Genomic DNA, 13,606 nt, shown 5'->3' on the forward strand with positions numbered 1-13,606 from the left:
GCTTACTCGCTCTGACGCAATCGACCGTCAACCATTTCGAGGATGCGGTCGCAGTGCCCGAGCACGTCGTGATCGTGGGTCACCATGATCGTAGCGACGCCTGCCTCGTGAGTTTCGCGCGAGAGCAGTTCGACCACCTCATGGCTGCGTTTGCGGTCGAGAGCAGCCGTCGGCTCGTCGACGAGCAGTAGCGAGGGATTGCTCATCAATGCCCGAGCGATACCGACACGCTGGCGTTCACCACCGGAGAGTTGACCAGGTCGACGATCTGCACGGTGACTCATACCGACCGAGTCGAGCAATTCCTCGGGATCGCGACCCGGACGCCCCGTGAGCTTGGGAATCAGCCGAAGCTGATCGCGCGCCGTCAGTGCTGGAATCAGATTGCCGGATTGAAAGACGAAGCCGACCTTGTCTCGTCGAAGTTTGGCCAGGGCGCGGGCCGGCATCGCCGACACGTCGACGCCGTCGATGACAATCGTTCCACTCGACGGCCGACCGAGTCCGCCGGCCACAGCGAGCAAGCTGGACTTTCCAGCGCCTGACGGCCCGACGATCGCGACAAGTTCGCCGCCCAAGACCTCGAGGTTCACGTTGTCGAGGGCGAGCACGGTGGAGTCACCGTCACCGAATCGAAGACTGACAGCGGTCAATACCAATCCGGTAGTGGTCTTTTCGACTGTGGTCATCGGTTTTCTCCCAATGCGGTGAGCGGGTTGACACGGGTAACGCGGACGATGGCAACGGCTGCGCCGACCAGCCCGAGTACCGCCAAGAGCACGGCGCCGTTGACGACAGGGCCGGACTCGAGGGCGAACGGCATCCCCCCGCCTTCGAGTCCCGAACCGAGCCCCAAGCCCAGCAACACACCGATGCCGATGGAACCGAGCAGCACTACCAGTGCCTGCGCCATGCCGTCACGAAGCAGGAAGCCGGTGGAGGCGCCCATCGCGCGCAACACTGCGAGTTCACGACCACGCTGAACCGTCCAGATACTGAAGAATGCACCGACCACCAGCGCGGAGATCGCGTACAGAAACGCCTTGATCATCGACATTGTCATCATTTCCGCGGAGAAGCCTGGTGAGGAGTCGAACGATTCCTCGAGCGTCTTGGCGGACGTTCCCGCCGCCGCATCGCCCGACACGAGGTCCGGCAACGCGCCACCAATGCCCCGAATCGCAACAACACTCGCTTCGGAATAGGCACTGGCGTTGGCGGTTTCGCCGATCTTGGCACCGGCGTGAACCTCCTGCCAAGTACGCAGGGGCAGGTAGGCCACGTCAACGTGACCGAAAGTGCGCTTGTCTTCGGTGAATCCGACAACTGTCAGCTCTGTACCGAGTCGATCGAGTATCACGGTGTCACCGATCGCAACACCATCATCACGGAAGGTAGAGCTGACGATGATGTCCGTGTCGGCTTGCAGTCCCCTCCCGTCGGCGGAGACGGGCTCGAGGAAGGAGCCAGGTTCGATGCCGAAGAGCGTGAGATCGACAGGCGTGCCACTGCGAGTTTTTGCATTGACGATCATGTTGCCGAAGAGTTCGGCGTCGTGGACATCGGGTTGCATACGCCATGCTTGCGCCTGCTCCTCGGTGACGACCGAGCGCGAAAACGCCGAGTCGGCTTTGGTGTCCGGCGCGAAGGCAAACGCCTGAATCGGCGTCCGCTGCAAAGCGGAGACACCGTCGTTTACCAGGCCGGACGAGAGGCCGGACAGGATCACCATCAGGATCGAGATGAGAGCAACCACGGCGCCCATCAAGAGGAATCGGTTTCGCGCAAACCACAGTTCACGCAGGGCGAGGAACATTCGGGAAGCTCCCAAGTCGTCGATGCGAGTCACGCCGACTTTTATCGACGCCTTGTCGAAATCATATCGACAAGGCGTCGAAAAACTATGTGAGGTGCGTTACTACGAACTGTAGTAGGCACCTCGGGGCAGTGAGCGCCGAATCAGCCCACAATGCCCACCGGTCGATCTCCCACAATCGAGATTCGGTCCATCACACGTCTCGCAGGGAAGTAGTCGCTGGCTGCATAGTGCTGGCACGTTCGGTTGTCCCAGAAGGCAACGGTATTCGGCTCCCACTTGAGACGGACCTGAAACTCCGGACGGTTGACGTGTCTATAGAGCATCGTGAGAAGCTCGTTCGACTCCTCTTCGGATACCCCCAAGATTTTCTGCGTGAAGGTCATGTTGACGAACAACACCCGCCTGCCGCTTTCGGGAATGACCCGAACCACCGGATGTTGCACAGCGGGGAACTTCGGACGCAACATCTCGACCGCATCCGCCGGCATCGACCTCCCGAACGAATTGATCCAATCATGTTCTGCAACAAGCGGGTCGATACGCTTCTTGACGTCATCCGGAAGGAGATCGTAGGCAGCAGCGGTGTCAGCCCACAATGTGTCACCACCCACCTCGGGCACCTCGACTGCACGAAGCACGGCAGCGAACGAAGGAAACTCGTGCCACGTCACGTCGTTGTGCCAGTTGTTCTCGACGCCGCCGACCATCGCATCCTTGGCCAGCGTCGTGACATCGACGTCCGTCTGCCCGGGCTGCGTGTACTTGAAGAACGGATGCTGTTCGAGATCACCCCAACGCTCGGCAAAAGCTCGATGTTCCGCTCGGCCCAGGTCCTGATCCCGGAAGAAGAGGACTTTCCATTCGAGGAGAGCTCGGCGGAGTTCCGCAATCACGGCATCGGACAAGCCCCCGCCGAGTCGAATACCGGAGATTTCCGCTCCGATCGTCGGCGCGACCGCCTGGACTGCAAAGTGTTCGTACGGTGCCGGATCTACCGACTCGGGATTCCGGCGAGCAACAAGAGGACCATAGGCAGCAAGCGGATCGGTGGGGATCGGAAAGATCGTTGCCGCAGGTAAAAGGGTAGCCATCGGGGCACTTCCTCGGAATCGACGATGTCGTAGCGGACGAAATCCAGATTAAGGCTAGGACCTTAACGTGTCAATGGTCACGTTCTCCGGCGCGAACCTTGACCCTGACGCCGCGTCAGGGTTGGAGAATGGTTTCCACAGACGGAATCCGAATCGACAAACGGGAGGGCGAGGCGATGATGACCATCGGCGAGCTGGCGAATCTGGCCGGCACCACTGTCAGATCCGTGCGCTACTACCACTCGAACGGACTTCTCGAAGAACCACAACGCCAACCCAACGGCTACCGCATGTACCGGGCGGTGGACCTGGCACGACTGAGCCGCATTCGCCGCCTGCGCGATCTGGGGATTCCTGTTGCCAAGATCGCCGAACTGCTCGACGGCGACGCCCACGACACCCGGTCCGCACTCGACGCACTCGACAAGGAACTGGCAGCTAAAGCCGAACAGATCGCGGTTCAACGTGCTCACATCGAGTCGCTACGCCGCAACGCCGACCCCGAACTACCCGATGCATTTTCGGAAGTGCTCGCACAGTACGTCGTTGCGGGTGCACCGACAGCGTGGATCGACAACGAGCGCGAACTCCTGATCCTCGCGCTCACGGTCTCCGGGGGTGATCCCGAGGTCTGCGATTCACTCCTGTCCGCACATCGCCGGGTATTGGCTGAGCCGAACCGCGAGCAGGCCATCGAATTGATTACTCACATGTACGCCCTCACCGAAGCTCCGGCGGACGCCGACACGATTGCGGCCCTTGCCATCAAGTTCTGCGATTTCACCGAGAGAGTGTTACCCGAACAGGCTGCACCGGAAGGCCCTTCACCCACGCGGCTGGTAGCGGTACTGCGCGAACACCAAGCGGATCGACGAACCGTCACCCAGGAAAGATTCGCGAAGGCTGTGGCTGCGGAGTTCGCCGCCCGCCAATCCCGACCCTGAACCCCGACACCGAATCCCCACATCAGAAGTGGGGCGATCAATGCTGCCCGAAGAGGGCTCGACGCAAGGACACGACAATGACTGGATCCATCATGCCCAGATCACGCATGCCTCGACCACGAAAATGGCTGGCTTCCACCGTCGCTGCGGCCGCACTCGCTGTGCCCGCATTGGCGGCGTGCTCGGAACCTGCTGCCCCGCAGACAGCTCCACAACCCGATCTCAGCGCGTTCTACGATCAGACTGTCGAATGGGGGCCGTGCGCCGCCGATACCGCGACATCCACGGCAAGTGACTGCGCCATGGTCACAGTACCTTTGGACTATTCCGCCGCTGACGGCAAGACGATCGAAGTGGCGATCTCGCGGGTCGCCTCCACCGACCCCGCGCAGCGACGCGGGATCCTGCTCACCAACCCCGGCGGCCCGGGCGGCCGAGGACTGGGATTGCCCGAGATTCTGAATGCGGGCATGACACCGGAAGTCGCAGCGGCATATGACGTCATCGGCATGGACACCCGAGGACTCGGCAAGAGCACACCGATCGACTGCGGCGTCGAGCAGATGTCATGGATGCGTTCACCGGGCACCACGGACGAAGGGTGGAACGAGAGTGTCGTGCTCGCACGCGAGGCCGCTGACTCATGCTGGGACAAGTATCCGGACTATCTGCCGCACATCAATACTCAGAATATCGCACGCGACCTCGACGTGATCCGCGGCGCCCTCGACCAGGAGAAGGCGTCGTACTTCGGGTGGTCGTACGGCACATATCTTGGTGCAACCTATGCTCAGATGTTCCCCGACAGGATCGACCGTGTGGTTCTCGACAGTGCACCGGACCCGAAGAAATACGGATACGAGATGTTCCAGGACATGGGCCCGGCCAACGAGAAAGCGATCGACGGATTCTCGCAGTGGGCAGCAGAACACAACTCCACCTATGCACTCGGATCGACGCCCGCCGAAGTTCGCGCCCTCATCGAGAAGCTGATCTCGGACGCGGCCACCACTCCGATACAGATCGGTGACTACGCCGTCGACGATCACGTCCTTCCATTCCTGATGTACGTCAACGGAACCGGCGACACCGAGAAGGAGAGCGAGGCATTCGCACAGGTATTGGTTCAGTTGCGCGATCTCGCCGCCGGTAAGACCGTCGAGAACATACATCCCCAGCTGACGGGACTGATGCAGGCGTGGTTCCAGACCGAGTTGGGAACCGGCCCTGACTATGCCGGAACAATCGCCATTGTCTGCGGAGACGTATCGATGCCGAGCGATCCCCAGTGGTACCGCAACAAGTTCGAGGAGCACCGTGATGATCAGCCGATCTTTGCCGGCACGCACAACACGATCATGCCCTGCGCATTCTGGCGCAGTGAGGCCCCGACGCGGATCGACATCGACAACAACGTTCCGACGTTGCAGATTCAGGCAACCGGTGACACCCGCACGACGTACGAAGAAGGTCTCGGCATGCATGAAGCGATGAAAGGATCACGGCTCGTGACAGTTCCAGGCCGAACTCATGCGGTGTTCCCCGGCTACGCGAATACTTGCGCAAATGCCGCCGTCAACTCGTACCTACTCGACGGCACACTGCCGGCAGAAGACGTTGTGTGCGAGTAGTGATCTCAACCAGCCAGCTCGCTCTTGATCTCGTTCTTGAGAACTTTGCCGACCTTGGAGCGAGGTAGATCGTCCCAGACGATGACTTGCTTCGGAGTCTTCACACTTCCGATGCGAGCTTTCACGAAAGCCATCACCTCGGCGCCGTCGATAGCGGCGCCGAGGTGTGGCTGCACCACTGCCACAACACGTTCGCCCCACTTGTCGTCCGGCAAGCCGATCACTCCGCAGTCCTGGATCCCCGGATACGCCATGAGCGCCTGCTCCACCTCGACCGAGTAGACGTTGAAACCGCCCGTGATGATCATGTCTTTCGCACGATCGACGATGAACAGGAAATTGTCCTTGTCCAGGTACCCGATGTCGCCGGTGTGATGCCAGCCGTGGGCTGACGCCTCCGCAGTCGCGTCGGGGTTCTTGTAATAGCCCGCCATCACCAACGAACTGCGGATCACCACCTCACCACGCTCACCGCGGTCGAGCAGTGCGCCTTTGTCGTCCATGATCCCCACGATTACCAGCGGTGACGGTCGACCGGCCGAGGAAAGTCGCGACGTTGCGACAGTGCCGTCCGGGCCGAAGTGTTCCTTCGGTGACATCGTCGAGATCATCATGGGGGCTTCACTTTGCCCGAACAGCTGAGCCATGACCGGGCCGATCTTGTCGATCGCCTCCTCGAGCCTGGTCGGGGAGATCGGTGCCGCGCCGTACCAGAAGCACTGCAACGAGCTACGATCCGTTACCGCGAGGTCCTCGTGCTCGAGCAACATGTAGATCAGCGTCGGCGGCAGGAAGGTGTGAGTCACCCTGCGCTTCTGAACGTTCGCGAGGAAGTACCCGAGATCGGGCTTCGGCATGATCACCACTTCGCCGCCGAGGGCCATGATCGGGAAGCACAGAACACCGGCGGCGTGAGTCAACGGCGCCAACGCCAGATACACCGGGCGTCCCTCGAACGGATAGCTCATCAAGGTGATGGCCGTCATCGTCTCGATGTTGTGCCCGGTCAACATCACTCCCTTGGGCCGACCAGTTGTACCACCGGTACCGACCAGCATCGTGACATCATCGGGTGCAACGACATCGAGTTCTTGTTCCCCGAGCCAGCTTTCGAGGGACTGAGCTGAATCCCATTCGCCGTCGATACAGACGAGCGTCACCAGCTGGGGAAGCGCATCCTTGATCTGGTCGACGAGCGGCGCATAGGACCTCTGGAAGAAGAGAGCGCGACAATCGAACAGGTCCAACAGGTCTCGGTTTTCCGCAGCTTCGTTGCGAGGGTTGATCGGGCACCAGACCGCGCCAGCCCTACTGATACCGAATACGCAGGAGAACGAGATCGGGTCATTGCCGGACAGAATCGCGACCTTCTCGCCCGCCGCGATGCCCGAAGCCGCGAGCGACGCTGCGAAGCGTCGGCTGAACTGTTGCACCTCGCTGTAGGTGAGAGTGCGCTCCCCCATCGTCAAACACGGTGCGGTGGAACCCAGAGAGGCTCCCTTGTCGAGATAGTCGGTCAAACGCATGGGGAGCCTCCAGGGCGGGGCTCCCGGCGCGATGCACGCCGGGAGCCGTGAACATGATGACGAGGGCGACGAACTAGGCGTTGATAGTTACTTCCGGCTCCAGAGCCAGCCCGAAACTGCGTAGCGCGCCGAGCAGTTCGCGATGGCCGAACGCCTGGCAAGCTGAGGCGAGCCCGGTCCGCTTCGGCGCCTGCTGAAGCAGCGAATGCGCTGCATATGCGTGCAGGAGGCCCGTCTGCTTGTAGTTGCAGTTTCCGTGGATCACGACGTGCGAGCGACCGAGCGGGCCCGACGCGTAGACGGAGTCCAGTGAGGTGTTGATACGCGGATTCTCACGAGGTGGCATACCTGCCTGCACCGAACCGGCGATCTCGGCCAAGGCGGCTTCCTGCTCGTCGGCGGGCAGGGTTTTGATCTGCTCCTCCACGATCTTCTGTGTCGCGACAACACCTTCCATCACGGTGCGGTCGAAGACACCGCCCGCAGCCTTGACGTTGGAAACTCGCGGATCGTTCTTGAACCACACCGGGTGACACGTTCCGCCCCACGGCAATGCCAGCGCGGTTTCGTGCTGGCCGGGAACGACGACGTCGAAAGTCTGACCGGGCGCCCACTGCACGTACTTGTTCTGCTCGAGGTAGTACCAGTTCGCCTTGAGGATGGTGAAGATCGTCTGAGTGGACGCGTAAGTGGGGAATCCCTTCCACAGCACCAGGATATCGAGCGTATCGAGGCCCGGCGTTTCCAATGCGATGTTGGCCGCTATCTCACCGGTGGTGTACATCTGCGCGATGCCGGGCGAGAGAAGCAGGCCCTTCTCCTTGTACTTGTCGCTGAACTTCTCCTGGACGTCGAGTACCCAGTCCTGCTCACCGGTGGTGTCCATGTAGTGGCAACCGGCATTCAACGCGGCTTCCACGACGGTGCCGCCGAGCTTGATGAACGGCCCGACCATGTTACTGACAACCTGTGCACCGGTGAACAGTTCAGTGAGCGCCTCGACCGTGTGCTCGACCTCGACAACCTCGTGATCGACGGTGTCCAAACCAGGGATCTTGTCGAGTACCTCTTGAATGCGAGCCGCGTCGCGGCCGGCCGCGATGAACGGGATGTTGAACTCGCGCAGGTATTCGCACACCAGACGGCCGGTGTACCCGGAGACGCCGTAGACGATGACTGGCTTCTTTTCGGACATGTTCGTGGAACCTTTCGAAGACGAGAGAAGGGGATAGGTACGAATCGGGGGCGAGTTACATGCCCATGCCACCGTCGACCGGGAGGCCGATACCGGTGATGAATCGTGCGGCGTCGGAAGACAAGAACACGACGGCGTCCGCCATGTCGTTCACTTCACCGAGACGGCCGAGCGGGGTGAGACCGATAACGTCACCGACCGCTGCTTCGGCACTGGGCCAGAGGCCGAGCTTCTCCATGTCCGCCGCGAGTCCGAGCCCCATCTCGGTGGCTACGAGGCCCGGGTAGATGCAGTTGACGCGGACTCCGTAGCCGAGCTTGCCCGACTCGGCGGCGGCAACCCTGGTGAATCGATCGACCGCGGACTTGGTCGCGGAGTACCCGCTGATGCCGGGAAAGGGAATGGTTGCGGCGACCGAGGAGATGTTGATGATGGAACCGCCGGTGCCGGCTACTCCGCCCGGACGCATGCTGCGCAGTCCGTGTTTGGTTCCGAGCGCCGTTCCGAGGATGTTGACCTCACACATGCGTCGGATGTCGCCTGGATCGAGGTCGACCACCAGCGAGGAAATCTCTATGCCGGCGTTGTTGACGAGGATGTCGAAGCCGCCGAGAGTCTCCGCGGTGGCAGCAACCGCCTCTGCCCAGTTCGCGTCGTCGGTGACGTCCAGCTTTACGAAGCCGGTTTTGACTCCGCCCGAACCAACAGCCTCTGCGGTGGCACGACCTTCGTCTTCGAGAACGTCGCCGATCATCACTGACGCTCCCGCCTTTGCCAACGCCTCAGCCATTCCGGCTCCGAGCCCCTTGGCACCACCTGTGACCAGCGCTTTTCGTCCCTCGAGATCAAACACGCTCATTTTCGACTGCCTCCATGACTGAAACGAATCTCGCGATGCCACCGTTCACAGCGACGCTGCCAAGTGGTGTGAGTCACAGAGTATTCAACTTTGGACGAGTGTCAAGAGAAATCTTGACGACTGTCAAGATTTTGTTACACGCTCGTCAAAGACCAGGGGTTACACTGGGTCGAACGCGGCGATCGTGCCGCTGTGGAAACCGCAGGGAACAGGACGTGCCATCGTGACCACGACAGTCGAGAAGCCAAGTGGGGCAGGAGAAAAGGCGGTTCCTGCCTCTTCGGAGAAGCGGTCCAACGCCGACAAGGTGTCACGTCGCCAGGTCGACAAGTTCTCCGAGCGACGCGATCAACTGGCCGAGGCGGCACTGCAAACACTGGCCGAACTGGGTTACGCACGCACGAGCCTGCGCGAAATCGCCCAGAATTCGGAGTTCTCACACGGCGTTCTGCACTACTACTTCAGCGACAAAGTCGACCTGATCACCCACTGCGTGCGCCACTACAAGGCGCGCTGCGTCACCCGCTACGACGGCATCGTCGCCACCGCTCAGACGCCGGAGGAACTGAAAACCGGTTTCGGCGCGCTGCTCGCGGAGACCATGATCGAAGAACCGACGATGCACCGCCTCTGGTACGACCTGCGCGCGCAGTCGATGTTCGAGGAGTCGTTCCGAACGGACGTGGCCGCGATCGACGAGAGTCTCGAAAACATGATCTGGCGCATCGTGTCTCGCTACGCCGAGCTTCTCGACGTCGAAGCATCGGTCACCTCGCCGGCGATGTACGCGATCTTCGACGGTCTGTTCCAGCAGAGTCTGCTGCGCCATCTGTCCGGTGATCAGACTGCTGCGAACTATCTTTCGGAGAGCGTCCAGCAGATGCTGCCCCTGGTCGTGCCCACACGCTGAATCAGCGGGCAGCGATGCCTTCCGCGACGTACCTGGCTCCGCGATCGAATTCGCCGACCACGTCGTAATCGGCGTCTTGCCGCCAGAAGCGGACCAACGCCCCGTAGGTACCACCGATCATCTGCGCGAGAAACAGCGGCGGGTAGTCCGATCTCACTTCGCCGGCTTCGATACCGGCAGTGACGATCCGCAGAAGTTCCACGTGGAACCGATGATCGTGGGCCGCCCCCGCTCCAGAGGAGGCGAAGTCGCGCTCGAGTTCTGCAGTCACCATGCGCAGATAGCGCGGATGCATGATCGCTTGCTGCGCAAAGTCCTGAAAAATCCGGGAGATGCGATCAGAAGTCGGCATCGGCGATTCCATGAGCTGATCCACCAGTGCCGCAAGCTGATCGAGATGATCACTGTGCAGCGCCTCGAGAACCGAGTCCTTGCCCTGGAAGTAGTTGAAGAAGGTGGCTCGCGACACCTCGGCTCGCTCGGCGATGTCGTCGACGGTCGTGCTGGCGAAACCCTGCGCCGAGAACAGAATTCGAGCAGCCGAGAGCAACCTGTCGTTGGTGTCGCGCTTGTTCTGTTCTCGTTTGGAAATCACGTCGACCTGCCTTTCTCCGCCTCAGCACACAGTCTTCGCCACAGTCCGGAATGTGTCCAACGTCCGCCCCGTCAGGTAACGCACCACCCCTTCGATAGATGGACTACAGTCCAATTATGTCGACTGTTTCCACCGAACGCCACGACCGCGTCCTCATCGTCAGGATCGAACGCGAAGAACGTCGTAACGCGATCAATCGCGAAACTGCCGAGGGAATCGAAGACGCACTGAACCTTCTCGACGACGACCCATCCCTGTGGGTCGGCATAATCACCGGAACCCCCAACATCTTTTGCGCCGGAACCGATATCCGCGAACGCGCCGACCTTCGTATGCCCCGCGGCGGTGAGTACGGCGTGATCCGGCGTCAGCGGAACAAGCCCCTGATTGCTGCCGTCGAGGGATACGCACTGGGTGGAGGTTTCGAAATCGCTTTGGCCTGCGATCTCATCGTCGCCTCTGCCACAGCACAATTCGGCCTTCCCGAAACCAAACGCGGTTTGGTTGCGACGTCCGGTGCACTCTTTCGGGCGCCTCGGGCACTCCCGATCAACATCGCCCGCGAACTCCTGATCACCGGCCGCACACTCGATCCCATACGGGCCAGGGACCTCGGCGTCGTCAACGCAGTCACTGCGCCAGGAAAGGCACTCGACGAGGCGTTGGTGATGGCGGCCGAGATCTGCGAGTCCTCCCCAACCTCGGTGAGCTTGAGCCTGAAGGCGATCGACGCGCTCTACGCCGAAGCCGATGCCGTCGGATGGAACGTCACCGACGATGCCAAGGAAGCAGTGTTGCGTTCCCCGGACATCGCCGAAGGACTCGACGCCTTTGCCAGTCGTCGGATACCCCGATGGAGCGGACTGCCGCCCGCATGAGCGACCACGATCCGAGACAGATTTCCTATAGGGCTGGTCGGAAAGGGTGTGAACCGGTTACAGTCTCTTCCGTGACGGGAATTGGCGCATACGAGACGGGCACGCTGCTGACGCGGCGACGCCATGTCGATTTTGCGCACGTCTGTACATCCGGGTGTCCGATCTACTGATCGGACCTACGACGTGAGCGCCGCTCACGTCGATTCTCGTATGTACACCCAGATCAGGGGACATTCCTGTCATGACCATCGCTTCCATCTCGCACCTGAGTTCCGTCGAAGCAGCCAACGCCGACGCCATCGACAAGGACACAAGCAAAGCGCACGTCGTCTTCAAGGCTTCCGCTCAGGCACACGACGCCGTTGCCAGCACCATTTCTCTCGGTAAGTACAGCGTCGAGGTCGACGAACCGCCGGCCCTCGGCGGCGCGAACACCGCAGCCAATCCTGTCGAGTACTACCTCGCATCCCTGCTCTCCTGCCAGGTGGTTACCTACCGCGTGTGGGCGGACAAGCTCGGTATCGCGCTCGACGACATCTCGGCCAGGGCAGAAGGCGACCTCGACGTTCGTGGATTCTTCGGCTTCGACGACGCCGTCCGCCCAGGTTTCTCCGAGGTCCGCGTCGTGGTGACCCTGACCGGCCCGGAAACTCGCGAGCGATACCTGGAGTTACAGGAGGCGGTCGACGCCCACTGCCCCGTACTCGATCTCACCCGAAATCCCGTCCCAGTGCATACAGTCGTCGAAACCGCCTGACCCGCACCAACCCACCTTCACCACGGAGTATGAATTCATGAGCGAGAACACCCCCGTCGACACCGATCCGACCGCCGATTGGTCATTCGAAACCAAGCAGGTCCACGCCGGACAGGGCCCGGACAGCGCGACCAACGCTCGGGCGCTTCCGATCTACCAGACCACCAGCTATGTCTTCGACAGCACCGACCATGCGGCGGCGCTCTTCGGCCTCGCCGAGCCGGGCAACATCTACACCCGCATCATGAACCCGACGCAGGATGCCGTCGAGCAGCGCATCGCCGCCCTCGAAGGCGGAGTCGCGGCTCTGCTGGTTGCGTCGGGTCAGGCCGCCGAGACCTTCGCGATCCTCAACATTGCCGAGGCCGGCGACCACATCGTCTCCAGCCCTCGTCTGTACGGCGGCACGTACAACCTCTTCCACTACACGCTGCCCAAGCTGGGTATCACCGTCGACTTCGTCGAAGACCCGGATAACCTCGACCACTGGCGTGCAGCCATCCGTCCGAACACGAAGGCGTTCTACGGCGAAACCATCTCCAACCCCAAGAACGACGTGTTCGACATCCCCGGCATCAGCGAAGTCGCCCATGAGCACGGCATCCCCCTGATCGTGGACAACACGGTGGCAACTCCTTACCTCATTCAGCCGCTGAAGCACGGCGCTGACATCGTCGTCCACTCCGCCACCAAATACCTTGGCGGACACGGCACCGCGATCGCCGGCGTCATCGTCGACGGTGGCACCTTCGACTGGACGCAGGGTCGCCACACCAACTTCACCACCCCGGATCCCAGCTACCACGGCGTCACCTTCGCCGATCTCGGTGCACCCGCCTACGCCCTCAAAGCACGCGTTCAGCTTCTGCGCGACCTCGGTTCGGCCATCGCACCGTTCAATGCCTTCCTCATCTCTCAGGGCATCGAAACCTTGAGCCTGCGCATCGAGCGCCACGTGTCCAACGCCCAGAAGGTCGCCGAATTCCTCGACGGCCGCGGCGAGGTCATCTCCGTCGCCTACGCCGGGCTGCCGTCGTCGCCGTGGCACGAGCGCGGAAAGCAGCTGGCGCCCAAGGGAACCGGCGCCATCGTCGCGTTCGAGCTCGCCGGTGGAGTCGATGCAGGCAAGAAGTTCGTCAACGCACTGACGCTGCACAGCCACGTCGCCAACATCGGTGACGTTCGCTCACTCGTCATCCACCCCGCCTCGACGACGCACTCGCAGCTCACCCCCGAGGAGCAGCTCGCTTCGGGCGTCACCCCGGGGCTCGTCCGCCTCGCGGTCGGTATCGAAGGAATCGACGACATCCTCGCCGACCTCGAAACCGGTTTGGCAGCAGCAGCTTCCTGATCGAGCACACGAAAGAGCTCGGTCCCGACAAGCGTCGGGACCGAGCTTTT

13 protein-coding genes are annotated in these 13,606 nt (G+C 61.4%); 6 read left to right on the plus strand and 7 right to left on the minus strand.

What is annotated here, in order from left to right:
* Nucleotides 1–2 precede the first annotated feature (2 nt).
* The 3 genes from ACSW29_RS18240 to ACSW29_RS18250 all read right to left on the minus strand — a co-directional run bounded on the left by ACSW29_RS18240 (nucleotide 3) and on the right by ACSW29_RS18250 (nucleotide 2,910).
* Nucleotides 3–689, minus strand: a complete 687-nt coding sequence (locus ACSW29_RS18240) for an ABC transporter ATP-binding protein (RefSeq protein ID WP_347874748.1) — start codon at nucleotides 687–689, stop codon at nucleotides 3–5.
* Complete coding sequence (locus ACSW29_RS18245) at nucleotides 686–1,816, minus strand: ABC transporter permease (protein ID WP_347875228.1); 1,131 nt, start codon at nucleotides 1,814–1,816, stop codon at nucleotides 686–688. Before ACSW29_RS18245 ends, ACSW29_RS18240 begins: the two co-directional genes overlap by 4 nt.
* Before the next feature lie 143 nt (nucleotides 1,817–1,959).
* Nucleotides 1,960–2,910, minus strand: a complete 951-nt coding sequence (locus ACSW29_RS18250) for a TauD/TfdA dioxygenase family protein (RefSeq protein ID WP_347874749.1) — start codon at nucleotides 2,908–2,910, stop codon at nucleotides 1,960–1,962.
* A 128-nt stretch (nucleotides 2,911–3,038) separates the two neighbouring features.
* Between ACSW29_RS18250 and ACSW29_RS18255 the strand changes: the two genes are divergently transcribed.
* Together ACSW29_RS18255 and ACSW29_RS18260 are read left to right on the plus strand one after the other, a co-directional pair.
* Nucleotides 3,039–3,854 carry a MerR family transcriptional regulator gene (locus tag ACSW29_RS18255; RefSeq protein ID WP_448277929.1) on the plus strand — a complete coding sequence of 272 codons (816 nt, stop codon included), beginning with the start codon at nucleotides 3,039–3,041 and terminating at the stop codon, nucleotides 3,852–3,854.
* Between the two features lie 77 nt (nucleotides 3,855–3,931).
* On the plus strand, nucleotides 3,932–5,485 hold the full coding sequence (locus tag ACSW29_RS18260; RefSeq protein WP_448277930.1) for an alpha/beta hydrolase: 1,554 nt from the start codon (nucleotides 3,932–3,934) through the stop codon (nucleotides 5,483–5,485).
* 5 nt (nucleotides 5,486–5,490) lie between these two features.
* On the opposite strand, the gene ACSW29_RS18265 is transcribed toward ACSW29_RS18260, so the two are convergent.
* The 3 genes from ACSW29_RS18265 to ACSW29_RS18275 form a co-directional block, all read right to left on the minus strand.
* On the minus strand, nucleotides 5,491–7,011 hold the full coding sequence (locus ACSW29_RS18265) for an AMP-binding protein (protein WP_448277931.1): 1,521 nt from the start codon (nucleotides 7,009–7,011) through the stop codon (nucleotides 5,491–5,493).
* 73 nt (nucleotides 7,012–7,084) lie between these two features.
* The gene (locus tag ACSW29_RS18270; protein WP_448277932.1) at nucleotides 7,085–8,206 is read right to left on the minus strand and encodes a DUF5938 domain-containing protein; all 1,122 of its coding nucleotides are present in this window, start codon (nucleotides 8,204–8,206) and stop codon (nucleotides 7,085–7,087) included.
* A gap of 55 nt (nucleotides 8,207–8,261) precedes the next feature.
* Nucleotides 8,262–9,065 carry an SDR family NAD(P)-dependent oxidoreductase gene (locus ACSW29_RS18275; protein ID WP_448277933.1) on the minus strand — a complete coding sequence of 268 codons (804 nt, stop codon included), beginning with the start codon at nucleotides 9,063–9,065 and terminating at the stop codon, nucleotides 8,262–8,264.
* Nucleotides 9,066–9,372: 307 nt separating this feature from the next.
* On the opposite strand from ACSW29_RS18275, the gene ACSW29_RS18280 reads away from it, so the two are divergent.
* Complete coding sequence (locus tag ACSW29_RS18280; RefSeq protein ID WP_448278170.1) at nucleotides 9,373–9,975, plus strand: TetR/AcrR family transcriptional regulator; 603 nt, start codon at nucleotides 9,373–9,375, stop codon at nucleotides 9,973–9,975.
* Nucleotide 9,976: 1 nt separating this feature from the next.
* On the opposite strand, the gene ACSW29_RS18285 is transcribed toward ACSW29_RS18280, so the two are convergent.
* Nucleotides 9,977–10,570 carry a TetR/AcrR family transcriptional regulator gene (locus ACSW29_RS18285; protein ID WP_003940428.1) on the minus strand — a complete coding sequence of 198 codons (594 nt, stop codon included), beginning with the start codon at nucleotides 10,568–10,570 and terminating at the stop codon, nucleotides 9,977–9,979.
* Nucleotides 10,571–10,686: 116 nt separating this feature from the next.
* On the opposite strand from ACSW29_RS18285, the gene ACSW29_RS18290 reads away from it, so the two are divergent.
* The 3 genes from ACSW29_RS18290 to ACSW29_RS18300 all read left to right on the plus strand — a co-directional run bounded on the left by ACSW29_RS18290 (nucleotide 10,687) and on the right by ACSW29_RS18300 (nucleotide 13,556).
* Nucleotides 10,687–11,448, plus strand: coding sequence for an enoyl-CoA hydratase-related protein (locus ACSW29_RS18290; RefSeq protein WP_448277934.1), 762 nt, complete (start codon nucleotides 10,687–10,689; stop codon nucleotides 11,446–11,448).
* A gap of 241 nt (nucleotides 11,449–11,689) precedes the next feature.
* The gene (locus ACSW29_RS18295) at nucleotides 11,690–12,205 is read left to right on the plus strand and encodes an OsmC family protein (RefSeq protein WP_448277935.1); all 516 of its coding nucleotides are present in this window, start codon (nucleotides 11,690–11,692) and stop codon (nucleotides 12,203–12,205) included.
* Between the two features lie 37 nt (nucleotides 12,206–12,242).
* Nucleotides 12,243–13,556: a bifunctional o-acetylhomoserine/o-acetylserine sulfhydrylase gene (locus ACSW29_RS18300; RefSeq protein WP_448277936.1), complete on the plus strand. Its 1,314-nt coding sequence runs from the start codon at nucleotides 12,243–12,245 to the stop codon at nucleotides 13,554–13,556.
* Nucleotides 13,557–13,606 lie beyond the last annotated feature (50 nt).

The sequence above is a fragment of the Rhodococcus sp. GB-02 genome, from assembly GCF_053470465.1.